A 16,280-nucleotide genomic window follows, 5' to 3' on the forward strand; every position below is an offset into this window, starting at 1 on the left:
CAAACTGCGCTAATCGCCGATACTCGAAGTAAATTGGGGTGACTGATGGGGCTCGAACCCACGACAACCGGAATCACAATCCGGGGCTCTACCAACTGAGCTACAATCACCACGGTATTTACTTTGTTTTCAAATGGCGCACCCGGAAGGATTCGAACCTTCGACCAACGCCTTAGAAGGGCGTTGCTCTATCCAGCTGAGCTACGGGCGCATCGAAAACTTCATAGTTTGCCTGTAAGCTATTCTATTATAAAAATAAAAGAAGTGGTCGGCGATGCAGGATTTGAACCTGCGACCCCTTGGACCCAAACCAAGTGCGCTACCAAACTGCGCTAATCGCCGATGCTTACGATTGCCTGCGAGTGACCTCGTTGACAACGGGGTGCATAATAGTGATTTGCCTGGGAGAGGTCAAACGTTTTTTGCATAAAATAAATCAATCGGTCATTTTTAGTTCATAATGGTTAAATATTGCAAAACTAAGCTGAAATTTAGACGCTTTTTTTGAAAACACCGGTTTATAACCTAAAAGCAACTTGGCGCTTCGGGCCTTTTCTGCGAAAATAGCCTGCATATTAAAAAAGCATTAATAAAATTAATTTTTTGCATACACCCCTCTTTATATGCAGATGCTTTTAAAATATAAGTATCGAAGTTTATTTAACCCCAATTAAAGGTCCCCCATGACGGCAAACATCATTGATGGTAAGGCAATCGCAAAACAAGTACGTAGTGCAGTGGCTGAGCGCGTAAGCGAGCGCGTTGCAAACGGTTTACGTGCACCCGGTTTAGCAGTAGTACTGGTAGGGCTTGACCCTGCAAGCCAGGTTTACGTTGGCTCTAAGCGTAAAGCGTGTGAAGAAGTAGGATTTATTTCAAAGTCATTTGATTTACCAGCGCAAACCAGCGAAGAAGAACTACTAGCATTAATTGATGAGCTAAATAATGATGGCGAAGTAGATGGTATTTTGGTGCAACTACCGCTACCTGAAGGCCTAGATGCTGAAAAGATTTTAGAACGTATTACACCACATAAAGATGTAGACGGTTTTCACCCTTACAATATTGGCCGCTTAGCGCAACGTATGCCGGCGCTGCGCCCATGTACACCCAAAGGGATTATTACCTTATTAGATTCAACGGGCGTGCGTTACAAAGGGATGCATGCGGTAGTTGTTGGTGCCTCTAATATTGTTGGTCGCCCTATGTCGCTTGAGTTATTACTTGCCGGTTGTACTACAACGGTATGTCACAAATTCACACAAGACTTAGAAACCCATGTGCGCCGCGCAGACTTATTAGTAGTGGCCGTAGGTAAACCTGAATTTATACCTGGTGAGTGGGTAAAAGAAGGTGCAATTGTGATTGATGTAGGTATTAACCGTTTAGATACAGGCAAGTTAGTGGGCGATGTTCAGTACAGTGTTGCAGAGCAAAAAGCTGATTTTATTACCCCTGTACCGGGTGGCGTTGGCCCAATGACTGTAGCAAGTTTAATTGAAAACACTCTAGAAGCATGTGAAAAATACCACAGTTAATTTAATGCCTTGGCATTAAAAAAGGGTTGCCAACTGGCAACCCTTTTTAGTTTAAAAGCTACTTTAGCGCATTTACGCTTTACGCCACGTTGTTTTACCTGCTGAGTCTTCAAGCACAACACCGAGTGCATTAAGTGCATCACGTGCTTCATCAGCAGCGGCCCAATCTTTGTTTGCGCGCGCTTCATTACGTTTTACAATCAACGCTTCGATAGAGGCTACTTCATCATCATCTTGCCCGCCTTGCAAAAACGATTCAGGTGCTTGCTGGGCAACACCAAGTACTTCGCCTATGCTGCGTAGCACAAATGCTAATTGCCCTGCTTGCTGTGTATCGGTGTCTTTAACACGGTTTAGCTCTTTAGCCAGTTCAAATAAAACCGGTAACGCCTCTGGCGTATTAAAGTCATCATTCATGGCTTTTCTAAATTTAGCCACGTACTCATTGTTTTCAATATCGCACGTTATTGGCTCAACACCACGAAGTGCTGTGTAAATACGTTCAAGCGATGAACGTGCTTGATCTAAATTCTCTTGCGAGTAATTTAGCTGGCTACGGTAATGCCCTGATATTAAAAAGTAACGAACTGATTCAGCGTCATATGTTTTTAATACCTCACGCACAGTAAAAAAGTTGTCTAATGATTTAGACATTTTTTCTTTATTTACTTGTACCATGCCTGTGTGGATCCACGTATTTACATACTTGCCATTGTTTGCACAGCATGATTGCGCAATTTCGTTTTCGTGATGCGGAAACTGTAAATCAGAGCCGCCACCGTGAATATCAAAATGCTCGCCTAAATGCTTTGAGCTCATTGCTGAACATTCTATATGCCAACCTGGACGCCCTTCTCCCCACGGTGATGACCATGAAGGTTCGCCTGCTTTTGCTTTTTTCCACAATACAAAATCAAGCGGATCGTCTTTATCCTGTGCAACCTCTACGCGAGAGCCTGCTTGGAGCATACTTAAATCTTGTTGCGATAGTGCGCCGTACTGCTCAAATGTAGAAACATCAAAAAGCACGTCACCGTCGTTTGCTACGTACGCATGGCCTTTTGCAATTAAGCGCTCAACCATTTCGATAATTTCATCCATATGGTTTGTAACCGTAGGTTCAATATCTGGGCGCAGCATGTTTAGGCTATCAAAGTCTTCGTGCATGGCTTGGGTCATACGCAAAGTTAGGTCATTAATTGACTCGCCATTTTCGTTTGCGCGTTTGATTATTTTATCATCTACGTCGGTAATATTACGTACGTATTTTAAGTCGTAACCAAGGTGGCGAAGGTAGCGGACAATAACATCAAACCCGACAAATGTACGCGCATGACCGATATGACAAAAATCATAAATGGTGATACCACACACATACATGTCGATTTTGCCTTCGACCATAGGTTTAAACTGCTCTTTTTGTCGCGTGAGTGTGTTGTATATTTGTACCATTTACTTTTAGTCCTTGACTGTTTGCTGAGTTGGCTATGTTAACACTTGAAAAGCCCCCGCTCTAGCGCTTTTTATACCCAAACCTCTTCAATACGCATGTTTAAGCAGCAATTAAAACCAATTTAGGCAAGGCCTTGATTGTATGTAATAGAGGTTCTGTTGTTAAAATTAATAACACTGTAAAAATCAGTTTTAAACCAACCTGTTTATTGCTTAACAGGCTCTTGTTCTGTGCATGGTTATATATTGAAAAAAATACCACAACGGCCAAATACCGCCTCGATATTAACCCCCTGTAAAACGCACAAGTATATACCTTGGGCAGCTTTGGATATATTGAACAAGCACTTTGTTTATCTTAGTTAACTAAGATAAAATAGCGCGACTAATTAAACCAGATATAGGAAACCACATGGTTGTTCTACACACTAATTTTGGTGACATCACCATTAAAATGTTTGAGCAAGAAGCTCCAAACACAGTTAAAAACTTTTTAGAGTACGCAAACTCAGGTTTTTACAACGGCACTATTTTTCACCGCGTAATTGACGGCTTTATGGTGCAAGGCGGTGGGTTTGTACCTGGTATGGAACAAAAAGACGTTAACGACCCAATTCAAAACGAAGCAAATAATGGCCTATCTAATAAAGTAGGTACATTAGCAATGGCGCGTACGCCTGATCCACATTCAGCAACAGCCCAATTTTTTATTAACGTTAACGACAACGACTTTTTAAACCACAGCAGCGAAACTTCGCAAGGCTGGGGTTACTGTGTATTTGCTGAAGTAGTTGAAGGCATGGACGTAGTAAATAAAATTAAAGGTGTAGCAACAGGCAGCGCTGGTTTTCACCAAGACGTACCGCTTGAAAATGTAATCATCGAAAACGTTACTGTAAGCTAAACGTTTACTCATATACTGAGTAATTAAGCGGGCATGGTACATTATGTATGCGCCCGCTTTTATTAAACCTAACTAGATGCCTCTATGACTTCTCAAACCTACTTTATTGCAGACTTACACCTAAGTGAAAACCGCCCAGATATTAGCGAGGCCTTTTATCGCTTTATAAATACACACATTATTGGTAAGCCCGTAGATGCATTGTATATTTTAGGTGATTTTTTTGAAGTATGGGTTGGGGATGACTGCGTAACAGAATTGGCTAGTGAGGTAGCAAAGCATTTAAAAGCCGTTAAAGATGGCGGTACACCAGTGTACTTTATACACGGTAATCGTGATTTTATTATGCGTGAGCAATACGCTAAACGCGCAGGTATGGTATTGCTAAACGAGCAAACGGTTATAGATTTATATGGCACTCCCACTGTTATTTTGCACGGTGATGAAATGTGTACCCAAGATATTGAGTATCAAAAGTTTCGTAAAAAAAGTCGCGGTTGGTGGTGGCCTAAATTAATGTTAGCAATGCCACTATGGTACAGAAAAAAAATTGCTCGCAATGCCAGAGAAAAAAGCAAATTAAGCCAAGCCGAAAAACCCATAGAAATTTTAGACGTAGTAGATGACGCCGTACTAGCGATGTTTGCCAAGTATAATGTAAGCAACATGATACACGGCCACACCCACCGCCCTAACGTACACACTTACACTGTAGGTAAGCAAACACTAACACGCACTGTACTTGGAGATTGGTATACTCAAGGCTCATATTTAGTGGTTACTCCACAAGATCAAAAACTCATTAATACGCCCTTCGCATAATCTCAAATCCTGACTATTATTTAAGTACTTTTTGGTAATAGGATAAGGATATATGTATAAAGCTATTTATTGTTTGGTGCTTTGTTGCATTTTTTCCAAAGGGTATGCCTCAGAAAATTGGCAGCTCGTCGCCGAAAACTCCCCACCCTATATTGGTGAGCGCTTAATTGATAACGGCTGGGTTACTGCCTTAACTAAAGCGGCCTTAGCTAATCAAAACATTAATAACGACATAGAGTTTACCAGCTGGAACAGAGCGCTGGAGCTTACCAAAATAAATAAAAAAGATGCAATTTTAGGCGCTTTTTATACAAAGTCGCGTACTGATATTTTTTATTATTCGCGCCCACTTGCTAACGTATACGTTGGACTATTTAAGCTCAAAGACAGACAAATAAACTATGACGGCAGTATGGACTCTTTACAGCCATACAGTATTTGTAAAGGCGTTGGCTACGCAGTAAGTGAAGTTTTTTCTGAAAGTAATGGCCTGGCCGTAACCTCAACTCGCGGGTTAATTAACAGTTTATATATGCTTCAAAAAGGACGAATAGACTTAGTAGCAGGCACTAAAGAAGTGGGTGAATACTGGTTAAAAAACACCGAAAAGCTTAATGAACCCGGCGCGCCACAAGTTGAATATATTTCGCCCGATTTAGAGCATCATCAACTGCATGTTATGTTTCCAAAGTCTGACCCTGATGCAAAACAAAAAAGAGACGCGCTTGAACAAGGCTTTTCTACTATTTTATACAATGGCACCGCAAAAGAGCTATTAGTAAAACATGGCTTTTCTCAAAGCACGGCGCTTGAGCTCATAGACTTTATAGAAAGAAGTAGCACACCTAACTAACCGGTGTGCTTGAAGAGCTAAATAACACTGCTTTAATTAGTAACTAGTGCAGGAGCGCCACTGTGAAATTTAAAGTCTTCATCAGGGCTAGTGATCAAATCAGCCTCAATTTTACCAAAAAAGTCGACTCGCTCAGTAATATCAAAATCAGCAATTTCTTGTGCCAGTGTTAAGTAATCTTGATAATGGCGCGCCTCAGAGCGAAGCAATGAAATATAAAAATCGCCTAAGCGTTTATCAACATGTGGAGCAAGTGCAGCAAAACGCTCACATGAGCGAGCCTCAATATAAGCACCTACAATTAGTTTATCGACTAATGCATTAGGCTCAAACGTTTTAACGTTACGTAGCATCCCTTTAGCGTAACGACACGGTGTAATACTGCGGTACTCTACTCCATACTCGTCCATTATTTCGAGCACTTGATAAAAGTGATGTAATTCTTCTTTTATTAGCATCACCATTTTATCTATTAAATCTTGCCCGTAAGGTGAGTTAGACTTTGGGATAATAGATTTTGTAAGTTTATTTTTAGCCGCTAAATCACGCCAATTACCTTCGCGTTTATAAATAAGTGTTTCAAAGGGCTTTAGCCATTCAAGTAATGCATCGCTGCTGTCTTTATCTACCGCGTACTTACGAATTAAAAACATTGCACTTTGCGCTGCTTTTAACTCACAAATTAAGTGATCGATTAAAATAATCGATAAATTTTCTTTTTTTACTGCCTCAATAACCCATTCATTTGGGGTTTCACACAATAAAAAATTATTAATAGGGGCTAAAAGTTCGCTATGTGGCACAGGGCTGCTCGTTACTTCAAATAATAAAAAGCCATTTTAACACGAAAAATAACGAAGAATAAAACGAGCTAAAACAACCTCTTTAAAATGTTAATAAGCAGTTAACTTGACTTTGTATATGAACTACACCATAAATATAGGTGCTGTATAAAAAACAAACTAACTAAAACTAAATTATAACCAACAGTAATACGTTCCTTTTATGGAGTACCGCTATGATACTGAACCACCTGTGGGGCATTTATGCCCACCCACTCGAAGAATGGCAAACAATAGATAACCGCCACGAAAGCCTGACTTATAGCCTGTCGCATATTTTACTTATTGCATTATTTCCATCGATTATGGGGTATTACTCATCGGTGTATTTAGGCTGGAGTATTGGTGCGGGCAACCCAGTATTTTTAACACATGAAAGCGCACTGCTAATTGCCGTGGCTATGTATGGTGCGTTAATAGCCGGTGTGTTTGCACTGGCCTATTTAGCCCATTGGATGGCCGTTACATTTGGTGCTAAACCTACCTTTACACAAACGCTTGAACTTGCCGCTTATACTGCTACACCCGTGTTTATGTCGGCCTTAGCCGCTTTTTTACCTGAGCTGTGGTTTGTTGTTTGCGTAGGCATGATTGCCCTAGCCTACTCGGTGTACTTGCTTTATACAGGCGTGCCAATACTAATGCATATTCCACAAGAGCGCGGCTTTATTTATGCCAGCTCTGTTGTTACCTGCGGGCTGATTTTATTGGTAATAATTTTAGCTGTAACCGCAATACTTTGGACTAACGGCATTGTGAGTCCAATGTTTACCTAATCAACCACGTTGTTTAATATGAAGTGTTCCCTTTCTTTCCTTCGCAAAAAAGGAGCTAATTAGCTCCTTTTTTTTATGTCTGATTATGTTTAATCACACATTAATCAGCTTCGTTGGCATCTTGATTGTGTATTTCAAGGCCTGATGACATGGCGTTTTCGCGGTTACTTTTAGCCGAGTCGTTACGTAATTGATCAATATGGTTTAAGTAATCTTGATCGATATCGCCGGTAATGTATTGCCCATCAAATACAGAGGTTTCAAACTTAGTAATTTCTGGGTTTTCTTGGCTTACAGCGGCAATTAAATCGTTTAGCGATTGAAAAATTAAGCCATCAGCACTGATGCTTTGGTTAATGTCTTCAACTTCGCGGCCATGCGCAATAAGCTCTGCGGCAGATGGCATATCAATACCATACACATTAGGAAAACGAATTTCTGGTGCTGCTGAGGCAAAATACACATTTTTTGCTCCGGCTTCACGGGCCATTTCTACAATTTGTGCCGAGGTTGTACCGCGTACAATTGAATCATCCACCAGTAAAACGTTTTTACCTTTAAACTCACGGTCAATCGCATTTAGCTTTTGACGCACTGACTTTTTACGCATTTCTTGGCCAGGCATGATAAATGTACGACCAATATAGCGGTTTTTAACAAAGCCTTGGCGGTAAGGTAAATCAAGCATGCGGGCAATTTCTAACGCCACATCGCATGAGGTTTCAGGAATTGGGATAACAACATCAATGTCTTTATCGCTCCACTCACGCGCAATTTTTTCACCCAGTTTAGTACCCATATTTACACGCGTTGCGTAAACCGACATACGATCGATGGTTGAATCTGGGCGAGCAAAATAAACAAACTCAAAAATACACGGCGCATAAGAAGCTTTTTCAGCACAGCTTTGTGAATGAAATTGGCCATCTTCAGTTACGTAAATCGCTTCACCTGGTGCAACGTCACGCACAAATTCAAAGCCGTCTGGCTTTAATGCGACGCTTTCTGAGGCAAACATGTACTCAGTCCCTTTAGGGGTTTCACGCTTGCCAAATACCAAAGGACGGATACCATTTGGGTCACGAAATGCTAAAACACCGTGGCCAATAATCATCGCAATAGCGGCGTAGCCACCGGTTACTTTGTTGTTTACTTCGGTTACTGCAGTGAAGATGTCTTCAGCGTCTAAATGTAATTTGTCAGACTTACTTAGCTCATGTGCCATGATATTAAGTAGTATTTCTGAGTCAGACGTTGTATTTACGTGACGACGCGCTTCTGAGAACAGTTGCTGCTTTAGAGTTTCAGCATTGGTTAAATTACCATTGTGCGCAAGCGCAATACCAAATGGTGAATTAACGTAAAACGGCTGCGCTTCAGATGAACTTGACGAGCCAGCAGTAGGGTAACGTACGTGGCCAATACCAATTGTGCCTTGTAGTCGTTTCATATGGCGGGTGTGAAACACATCCTTTACTAGGCCATTTGCTTTGCGCAAGCTAAACGTATTGTTTTCAATGGTAATGATGCCCGCGGCATCTTGACCTCGGTGCTGCAAAACAGTTAAGCCATCATAAATCGCCTGATTAACAGGAGATGTTCCGACTATCCCAACGATACCACACATGTAATTTATCCTCGCCGATTAACGGTTTACTGAATTTAAAAAGCTCGAGTTGTTTTCTAGATACGAAAAGAACCATTCAACAACAAAGCCAAATTCTGGAATCAAAATAGAATTGCCCCACCAGTGCGTGTTTGGTGCACCAGTAAAAGCATCAAGAAAGAAGAGTAACGCGCTCACGACCAACACGCCTCGTAACGCACCAAAAACAATGCCGAAGACACGATCGGTGCCAGATAAACCAGTACGTTGTACAAGCTCACCTAAAATGTAGTTTAGTAAACCGCCTAACAGTAGCGTCGCAAAGAAGAGTATGGCAATGGCCGCCGCATTTCTTAAAAGGGGTTCAGAAATACTTGTTAGGAAGGAAGCTAAATATTGGTAAAACAAACTAGAGATGATAAATGCGCAAGCCCATACTGCTAATGACATAGCTTCTTTAACAAAGCCGCGTATTAAACCGATGATGGTAGACAGTGCAATGATGCCAAGAATGGCGTAATCAACCCAGATCATATTAACCAATTAGTCGCTATTTTGGGGCGCATTCTATACCCAAACCTCGTTAATATGCAAGTTAAAGCGGGAGATAACCAGCAACTAGCACGTACAAAAACTTATCACTTTAACGGCTATTTTTAGCCCTTAGAAACAAAAAAAGCCTTACTATAGTAAGGCCTTTTAAAATCAATTAGAGACGCTGTATTGAGTGACTTTGCCGTTTAACTTGGTAAGCGCTTTAAGCTCGGGTAACTTTTTGGTCAGCTCCCCCTTATCAAGCGAGGGCCCAACAAACACTTTAGTCAATGTGCCGTTTGGCGTTTTAATTGGTTTTGTAAACGTTTTAAAACCTTTCGCTTTAAGCTTAGCTTGTAAGGCCTTAACATTAGCCGCATGGGAAAAACTACCTAGCTGAATTACATAGGCCATATCAGTGAGGTTTTCTTCACTTTTACGTGGTGCAATAGGTTTTGCTTTTACCGGCTCTGGCGCTTTAGCTACAGGCTCTGTCGCAGTTTGAGGCTCTATGCTTGCTTCGACTATTTCAGGCTCTGCTGCGTATTGGCTTTCTTTGCTTGTTAGCACATCGTCATCGGCAGCTATGTCTTCAATTTGCTCTTGTTTTAAAGGCTCAGCCTGCGCTACTTTTTCATCTATAGACTCTTGAAGGTCAATAGTTTTAAACTCAGAGCGTTCAGGGATAGCTTTAAAGCCCTCTTTGTAGTGGACCTTTTCGCCATCGAGTATATTAGGAATAAACACAATTGCTGCGATCACCACAATACTGGTTCCGACTAAACGATTTATAAAACCTGAGTTCACCGACTTTCTCTCTATTTTTTAAAGTAGTTTATAGCATCTGCAACAGTAAAAAATGACCCAAACACAATTAAAAGCGTATCACTTTGCTGTGTAGGCATAATTACATTAAGTGCTTCGTGCACACTATTATTGCGTTCATGCGTGCCTGTATGAGGTATAGTTTGCAACGCCGCGGCCATATTTTCAACGTTATCGCCACGAGGTATATGCAAGCTAGTAAGAGACCAGTGATCAATTACATGGCTTACCTCTTTAAGTACACCCGCTTTATCTTTATCAGCAAGCATAGCGACTAATGCATGAATTTTAAAGCCTTTATCTTTATAGCTTGCAAGCTTTAGTGCTAAATAACGAGCAGATTCGGGGTTGTGAGCTACATCGGTAAACACTAAAGGTGCAGTGCTTAACTGCTCAAAGCGTCCCTCAACAACTAAGTTAGCTAAACAATGCTTAATTACCTCATCACTTGGCAATAAATTTAGCACAGCTAAGGTTGTTAAGGCCGTTGCTGCATTTTGTGCTGGGATCGCTGGCTTATCTAACAGCAAATTATGATTTTTATATTGCCATGTAAAATGCGCTTCGTGCTCTTTGAATATAAAATCAGTACCGGATATAACCATGCCTGCTTTAATCTCAGCACCGTAATCGGTCATTGTATGTGGTATGTTTAAATCACCAATAATAGCCGGCGTGTTTTGACGAAATATACCTGCTTTATCATAAGCAACTAACTCTCGTGTATCGCCTAGGTATTCTTTATGATCTAAATCTATGGTGGTGATCACGCTTGCATAAGGTGTAACAATATTGGTGGCATCAAAGCGCCCGCCCAAACCAACCTCAAGCAGCACATAATCAACCTCAAAGCGTTTAAAAATAGCCAGCGCACCTAGGGTGCCATATTCGAAATACGTAAGCGCCGTGCTAGCGCGACCTTGCTCTAGCGTGTTAAAGGCATCCACATGGTATTGATCATCAAGCTCTTGGCCATTTATGCGCACACGCTCGTTGTATCTAATTAAATGAGGAGAGGCATACGTACCTACGCTGTAACCTTGCGCAAGTAATAGCGATTCTAAACAGCGTGCAGTTGTGCCTTTGCCGTTTGTGCCGCCAATAAGAATAATTTTGCTGGAAGTGTTTAATAAGCCAATGTTATTTGCAACAGTAGCAACGCGTTCGAGTCCCATTTCAATATTTGCAGGGTGAACACTCTCTAAATAACAAAGCCAATCATCAAGGCTTGATGATTGGCTAGGAATTGTATTTGTCATAGCGTGTAATCAGTAAAGCTGAAATTTACGCTACTCTATGCTCTTGTTCGGTAGAAGGCAAGTTCATAAATTTAGCAAGTACGCGTGCTAATGTGTCGCGCATTTCACGACGGTCAATAATCATATCAATTGCACCGTGCTCTAATAAGAACTCACTGCGTTGAAAACCTTCTGGCAAGGTTTCACGCACTGTTTGCTCAATTACGCGCGGACCCGCAAAGCCAATTAAAGCTTTTGGCTCAGCTACGTTAATATCACCTAACATCGCTAATGATGCAGATACACCACCCATGGTTGGGTCGGTCATTACTGATATAAACGGCAGGCCTTTTTCGCTCATTTTAGCAAGCGCAGCGCTGGTTTTAGCCATTTGCATAAGCGACATAAGTGCTTCTTGCATACGTGCACCACCTGAGGCAGAAAAACACACTAATGGCATGTTGTGCTCTAAACATTGGTCTACGGCATCAACAAAACGTGCGCCTACAACCGAAGCCATTGAACCACCCATAAATGAGAATTCAAAAGCAACCGCGGCAACAGGAATACCTTTTAAGCGGCCCTTCATTGCTACTAACGCGTCTTTTTCGCCACTTGATTTTTGGGCTGCGCTAATACGGTCTGAGTATTTTTTAGAGTCTTTAAACTTTAATACATCTTTAGGCTCGTGCTCAGTGCCAAGCTCCGTGCGGTCACCCTCATCTAAAAAGTGCTCTAAACGTTTACGGCCGCTCACACGCATGTGATGGTCGCATTTAGGACATACGTTTAATGATTTTTCTAGTTCAGCTTTATATAAAATTGAATCGCAAGCTGTACATTTAGCCCAAACGCCTTCTGGAATTTCTTTACGACCTGACGACTTAGTCGTTTTAGGTAAGATTTTTTCTAACCAACTCATTTGCAACTCTCTTAATGCTGTTCTGTGTCGCGAGTCTGCTAATAAGTAGCAGACAGATTTTTTCAATTAAAACATGAATTACACAAACACGGTATAAAAAACTGGTCTTAGTAGTTAGATAAACGCTTATAAATTCAACACTAACATTCCGAGTCAGGTAAAAATAATGGCCCTAGTGGGGTTTTAGGAATATTAAAGTGTTCTGGGTAATCTACATCTACTAAATAAAGACCCGCGGCTTTTGCTGTGGCACTGGCTTTAGCACGTTCTTTTAAATCTAATAGCTCTTTTAACCATATAGGTTGGTGCTTGTGTAGGCCTATATCCATTAAACAGCCGGTAATATTACGCACCATATGGTGTAAAAAAGCGTTCGCTTTAATATCAATAATAACGTAATCGCCCTGGCGATGTACCGATAAATGATGAATAGTTCTGTTTGCTGTATTAGCTTGGCAATGCAGCGCTCTAAAAGAGGTAAAGTCGTGCTCGCCAATTAAGTACTGACACGCCTCTTGCATTTTTGTTTCATCAAGTGGGTGATGAAAATGCGTAACGCCTTCATTCATAACTGCGCCTCTATAAGCGTAATTATAAATAACATAACGATAACGACGCGCTGTTGCGCTAAAACGTGCATGAAAGTCTTCACTAACAGGTTGTGCAAAACGAATCGCTATATCTTTAGGGAGTAACGTGTTCATTCCCATGGTAAATGCAACCATCTCACGGGGAGCATGGGTTTCAAAGTGTACAACTTGACCAGTGCCATGCACACCTGCATCTGTGCGGCCCGCACACACTATTTCAACCGGATGATTACAAATGCTCGACAACGCTTTTTCTACTTCTTGTTGTACGCTATTTACATGAGACTGACGTTGCCACCCACTGTAACGTGCGCCGTTGTATTCAACTCCAAGTGCTACTCGCATAATTACTGCTTTACCTACTGTGCTAATGAACGGGGCATTTTATGCTATCTCGCGATGCAATAAAAGTAACCTCGTCTATTTATAGTTATTCGCAAAATTAAGTAATTTATTTTACCCCAATAAAACACAGCGATAAGTTAGTGAGCTTTTAACGTCTTGGGTTTAATTAACGTCTAAAACTAATTAAGTGCTTTTATAGGTTAGAGTTATTCGTACCTATAAAAAAACCGCATTAACAAAGCTAATGCGGTTTTTATAATCATGAATGCTCTAGTTAAGTTTAGCTTTTAAACTTTGCGCTTCTTCTTGTACATCTTCAGGGCCACTTTCAATAACATCTTCAATCACTTTAAGGGCTGAGTCAAAGTCGTCAATTTCAATGTATGCTCTTGCCAAATCAAGCTTGGCAGAATAACCACCGCTTTCTAAGTCAACATCTGTTGGGTTATCGCCTGCCAGTAACGAATCAAAGTCACTTAAGCCTACGTCCATATTAACCTCGTCATAGGGTTCGTGCTCAAGTACTGAGTCATCGCTTTGCTCAAGTAGCGCGTCAATATCAACAAAATCATCGGTTGTAGCCTGCTGATCATTTTGCGAAGGCTCTTCTTGCACCGCTTTCGCTTCAACTTCAGTGTCTAAGTCTTCGTTTAATAGGCTATCAAAGTCGACATCAAATTCGCTGCTATCTTCTAAATTTAACTCATCCGGTTCACCTAACTCACTAAGCAACGCATCAAAATCGGTTTGCGTTAAGTCAGCCATAAACTCATCGTCTAGCTGCTCGTCGGGTATAACGTCTTCATTAGTCTGATCATCAGCAGCCTGTGTTAGCTCGGCTTCTAATTGCGAATTTGTTATTTCATCTTCAACGTCTTCTGAAAGTGCTTGTTCTAAAATTGCATCGTCAAAATCAGGCTGTTCCTGCGCACTATCCGTTGTTTTCGCCTCACCTAAAGGTTCCTCTTGCGGTAAAGGCGCATCAAGCTCATCGTCAATCAGCGGCTCGTCATCTAGGTCGGCTTCTAACGCATCAATACCAGTGTTACCAGCAAGTGCATTTGCTAAGTCTTGCTCAGCTTGGCTTGGCGCCATACCGCTTGCTTGTCCATCAAGTTCATCACCTTGTAACTCTTGCGGACTATATGATTGCTGATCATCTAAATCAATTTCGTCATCGTTATCAAGCTCTAACTCAGGGTACTCGTCAAGTTCTTCACTTGGAGTTACTTGCTCATCTAATAAAGCATTGAGCTCGTCATCTAGCTCATCAACGCTTTGCAATAAATCATCATCGAAAACCCCTTCGTCTTCATCCGTATTTTCAGATAAATCTAGCTGGCTTTCATCATCAGTTAATTCATCTAGTGATGACGTCACTTGAGCGTGGTTATCATCTGCACCTATATCATCGGTATGCTTCGGCTCAAGCTCTGGCTCTGAAAAATCGTTATCAATGAGTAACTCATCATCAAAGTCGTCTTCTAAGCTATCTAATTCACTGCCTGAAAGTGCGTTTGCTAAGTCTTGTTCAGCTTGGCTTGGCTGCATGCCTATTGCATCACCATCAAGCTCATCTCCCAATAACTCATCAGGAAGATATTGCTGTTGCTCTGTTACATCTAACGTCGCGGGCTTATCATCTGAAAAGTCTATATCATCACTAAGCGTATCATTTACAGCATCATTTTCAGGTTGGGTATCTAAAAGCGGACTCGCTGGTGTTTCTTGTGAATCAAGCGGATCGTCACCTAAATCAACCTCTACCTCTTCAATGTCATCATCAAGATCATCTAACGCCCAATCAGGGTTTTCAACATAGTCTTCGTCTGTAGCCTGCTGTAGCTCGTTGAGTAATTCATCAACACTCTTTAGGGTATCGTCAGTGTACTCTTCCTGTGCATCTTCTGGGTCGAGTAACGTTTCTGAACTATCCGTAAAGTCAGTGTTTTCAAGCAAGTCAGCATCAAGCTCAGGCTCCTCGAGAAGTTCTGGTTCATCTGCAAGTTCTGGCTCACCTTCAAGCTCTGGTTCTTCTTCGAGCTCAGGCTCTTCTACAAGCTCGGGTTCTTCTTCAAGCTCAGGCTCACCTACAAGCTCAGGCTCCTCGAGAAGTTCTGGCTCTTCTACAAGCTCAGGCTCTTCTTCAAGCTCAGGCTCATCTGCAAGTTCTGGCTCATCTGCAAGTTCAGGCTCCTCTTCAAGTTCTGGCTCTTCTTCAAGTTCTGGCTCTTCTTCAAGTTCTGGCTCTTCTTCGAGCTCTGGTTCTTCCTCAAGCTCAGGCTCTTCTACAAGTTCAGGCTCATCTGCAAGTTCTGGCTCTTCTAAAAGCTCAGGCTCTTCTAAAAGCTCAGGCTCTTCTACAAGCTCTGGCTCTTCTAAAAGCTCAGGCTCTTCTACAAGCTCTGGTTCCTCGAGAAGCTCTGGCTCATCAATAAGTGAAGACGCTAATGTTTCAATATCATCTTCGTCAAAATCTTCCTGTGCATCAGCTAGATCTTCGACTGAATCAGCTAATGCGCTATCAATATCTCGCTCTGTATCATTATCTGTTGCTACTTGAGCGGCAGGTGAATCTTCAACTTCATCAATTAAGCTGTCTATGTCGTCTAAATCAAAGTCATCGCTTTCTTCAACTAGCGCATCAGCAGGAGCTTCTTCGGTTGTATCGCCGGCTTCATCAATTAAGCCGTCTATGTCGTCTAAATCAAAGTCATCGCTCTCTTCAACTAGCGCATCAGCAGGGGCTTCCTCAGGTGTATCGCCTGCTTCATCAATTAGGCTGTCTATGTCGTCTAAATCAAAGTCATCGCTTTCTTCAACCAGCGCATCAGCAGGGGTTTCATCAGGTGTATCGCCCGCTTCATCAATTAAGCTGTCTATGTCGTCTAAATCAAAGTCATCGTTTTCTTCAACCAGCGCAGCATCAGTAGGTGTTTCTTCGGTTGTATCGCCGGCTTCATCAATTAAGCTGTCTATGTCGTCTAAATCAAAGTCATCTTTTTCTTCAACTAGCGCATCAGCAGGGGTTTC

Annotated in this window: 14 protein-coding genes and 3 tRNA genes; 5 read left to right on the top strand and 12 right to left on the bottom strand. The window is 41.7% G+C overall.

The annotated features are described in order from the left end of the window. Window positions 1-34 precede the first annotated feature (34 nt). From B4F91_RS02480 to B4F91_RS02490, 3 genes are all read right to left on the bottom strand, one after another. Window positions 35-110: transfer RNA gene (locus tag B4F91_RS02480), tRNA-His, on the bottom strand. 24 nt (window positions 111-134) lie between these two features. Further along, a tRNA-Arg gene (locus B4F91_RS02485) sits at window positions 135-211 on the bottom strand. A 54-nt stretch (window positions 212-265) separates the two neighbouring features. After that, a tRNA-Pro gene (locus tag B4F91_RS02490) sits at window positions 266-342 on the bottom strand. A 341-nt stretch (window positions 343-683) separates the two neighbouring features. On the opposite strand from B4F91_RS02490, the gene folD reads away from it, so the two are divergent. Continuing rightward, entirely contained in the window at window positions 684-1,538 is an 855-nt protein-coding gene (gene folD / locus B4F91_RS02495; protein WP_029772557.1) for a bifunctional methylenetetrahydrofolate dehydrogenase/methenyltetrahydrofolate cyclohydrolase FolD, read from the top strand. Window positions 1,539-1,610: 72 nt separating this feature from the next. Here folD and cysS read toward each other — a convergent pair whose 3' ends face one another. Next, window positions 1,611-2,990 (bottom strand): cysteine--tRNA ligase, encoded by a 1,380-nt coding sequence (gene cysS, locus B4F91_RS02500; RefSeq protein WP_286937597.1) that lies wholly within the window; start codon window positions 2,988-2,990, stop codon window positions 1,611-1,613. 412 nt (window positions 2,991-3,402) lie between these two features. Between cysS and B4F91_RS02505 the strand changes: the two genes are divergently transcribed. The 3 genes from B4F91_RS02505 to B4F91_RS02515 all read left to right on the top strand — a co-directional run bounded on the left by B4F91_RS02505 (window position 3,403) and on the right by B4F91_RS02515 (window position 5,569). Continuing rightward, window positions 3,403-3,894: a peptidylprolyl isomerase gene (locus B4F91_RS02505; protein ID WP_024032242.1), complete on the top strand. Its 492-nt coding sequence runs from the start codon at window positions 3,403-3,405 to the stop codon at window positions 3,892-3,894. Between the two features lie 84 nt (window positions 3,895-3,978). Further along, window positions 3,979-4,716 carry a UDP-2,3-diacylglucosamine diphosphatase gene (locus B4F91_RS02510; protein WP_286937598.1) on the top strand — a complete coding sequence of 246 codons (738 nt, stop codon included), beginning with the start codon at window positions 3,979-3,981 and terminating at the stop codon, window positions 4,714-4,716. Window positions 4,717-4,768: 52 nt separating this feature from the next. Then, window positions 4,769-5,569, top strand: coding sequence for a substrate-binding periplasmic protein (locus tag B4F91_RS02515; RefSeq protein ID WP_286937600.1), 801 nt, complete (start codon window positions 4,769-4,771; stop codon window positions 5,567-5,569). 32 nt (window positions 5,570-5,601) lie between these two features. Here the strand turns inward: B4F91_RS02515 and miaE are convergent, their stop codons facing one another. Next, the gene (gene miaE / locus B4F91_RS02520; RefSeq protein WP_004586888.1) at window positions 5,602-6,372 is read right to left on the bottom strand and encodes a tRNA isopentenyl-2-thiomethyl-A-37 hydroxylase MiaE; all 771 of its coding nucleotides are present in this window, start codon (window positions 6,370-6,372) and stop codon (window positions 5,602-5,604) included. A gap of 215 nt (window positions 6,373-6,587) precedes the next feature. Here miaE and B4F91_RS02525 point away from each other — a divergent pair, with 215 nt between their 5' ends. Beyond that, complete coding sequence (locus B4F91_RS02525) at window positions 6,588-7,187, top strand: Yip1 family protein (protein WP_004586887.1); 600 nt, start codon at window positions 6,588-6,590, stop codon at window positions 7,185-7,187. A 100-nt stretch (window positions 7,188-7,287) separates the two neighbouring features. Here B4F91_RS02525 and purF read toward each other — a convergent pair whose 3' ends face one another. The 7 genes from purF to B4F91_RS02560 form a co-directional block, all read right to left on the bottom strand. Further along, a complete protein-coding gene (purF, locus tag B4F91_RS02530) occupies window positions 7,288-8,814 on the bottom strand; it encodes an amidophosphoribosyltransferase (RefSeq protein ID WP_004586886.1) in 1,527 nt (508 codons plus the stop codon). A gap of 18 nt (window positions 8,815-8,832) precedes the next feature. Continuing rightward, window positions 8,833-9,327: a CvpA family protein gene (locus B4F91_RS02535; RefSeq protein WP_004586885.1), complete on the bottom strand. Its 495-nt coding sequence runs from the start codon at window positions 9,325-9,327 to the stop codon at window positions 8,833-8,835. Window positions 9,328-9,498: 171 nt separating this feature from the next. Further along, complete coding sequence (locus B4F91_RS02540; protein ID WP_286937601.1) at window positions 9,499-10,134, bottom strand: SPOR domain-containing protein; 636 nt, start codon at window positions 10,132-10,134, stop codon at window positions 9,499-9,501. A gap of 11 nt (window positions 10,135-10,145) precedes the next feature. Then, a complete protein-coding gene (gene folC, locus B4F91_RS02545) occupies window positions 10,146-11,411 on the bottom strand; it encodes a bifunctional tetrahydrofolate synthase/dihydrofolate synthase (RefSeq protein ID WP_286937602.1) in 1,266 nt (421 codons plus the stop codon). A 25-nt stretch (window positions 11,412-11,436) separates the two neighbouring features. Next, the gene (accD, locus tag B4F91_RS02550) at window positions 11,437-12,312 is read right to left on the bottom strand and encodes an acetyl-CoA carboxylase, carboxyltransferase subunit beta (RefSeq protein ID WP_024032247.1); all 876 of its coding nucleotides are present in this window, start codon (window positions 12,310-12,312) and stop codon (window positions 11,437-11,439) included. Window positions 12,313-12,452: 140 nt separating this feature from the next. Continuing rightward, complete coding sequence (gene truA / locus B4F91_RS02555) at window positions 12,453-13,247, bottom strand: tRNA pseudouridine(38-40) synthase TruA (RefSeq protein WP_024032248.1); 795 nt, start codon at window positions 13,245-13,247, stop codon at window positions 12,453-12,455. Window positions 13,248-13,517: 270 nt separating this feature from the next. Further along, window positions 13,518-16,280, bottom strand: a 2,763-nt coding sequence (locus tag B4F91_RS02560; RefSeq protein ID WP_288635355.1) for a FimV/HubP family polar landmark protein, incomplete at its 5' end; no start/stop codon positions are given.

The sequence above is a fragment of the Pseudoalteromonas sp. UBA6610 genome, from assembly GCF_002433295.1.
GTDB lineage: Bacteria > Pseudomonadota > Gammaproteobacteria > Enterobacterales > Alteromonadaceae > Pseudoalteromonas > Pseudoalteromonas atlantica.

What these genes read in the sequence shown, in the direction of transcription:
- folD (WP_029772557.1), top strand. Translation starts at nt 684, where the DNA reads ATGACGGCAAACATCATTGATGGTAAGGCAATCGCAAAACAAGTACGT.
- cysS (WP_286937597.1), bottom strand. Translation starts at nt 2,990, where the DNA reads ATGGTACAAATATACAACACACTCACGCGACAAAAAGAGCAGTTTAAA.
- B4F91_RS02505 (WP_024032242.1), top strand. Translation starts at nt 3,403, where the DNA reads ATGGTTGTTCTACACACTAATTTTGGTGACATCACCATTAAAATGTTT.
- B4F91_RS02510 (WP_286937598.1), top strand. Translation starts at nt 3,979, where the DNA reads ATGACTTCTCAAACCTACTTTATTGCAGACTTACACCTAAGTGAAAAC.
- B4F91_RS02515 (WP_286937600.1), top strand. Translation starts at nt 4,769, where the DNA reads ATGTATAAAGCTATTTATTGTTTGGTGCTTTGTTGCATTTTTTCCAAA.
- B4F91_RS02525 (WP_004586887.1), top strand. Translation starts at nt 6,588, where the DNA reads ATGATACTGAACCACCTGTGGGGCATTTATGCCCACCCACTCGAAGAA.
- purF (WP_004586886.1), bottom strand. Translation starts at nt 8,814, where the DNA reads ATGTGTGGTATCGTTGGGATAGTCGGAACATCTCCTGTTAATCAGGCG.
- B4F91_RS02535 (WP_004586885.1), bottom strand. Translation starts at nt 9,327, where the DNA reads ATGATCTGGGTTGATTACGCCATTCTTGGCATCATTGCACTGTCTACC.
- folC (WP_286937602.1), bottom strand. Translation starts at nt 11,411, where the DNA reads ATGACAAATACAATTCCTAGCCAATCATCAAGCCTTGATGATTGGCTT.
- accD (WP_024032247.1), bottom strand. Translation starts at nt 12,312, where the DNA reads ATGAGTTGGTTAGAAAAAATCTTACCTAAAACGACTAAGTCGTCAGGT.
- truA (WP_024032248.1), bottom strand. Translation starts at nt 13,247, where the DNA reads ATGCGAGTAGCACTTGGAGTTGAATACAACGGCGCACGTTACAGTGGG.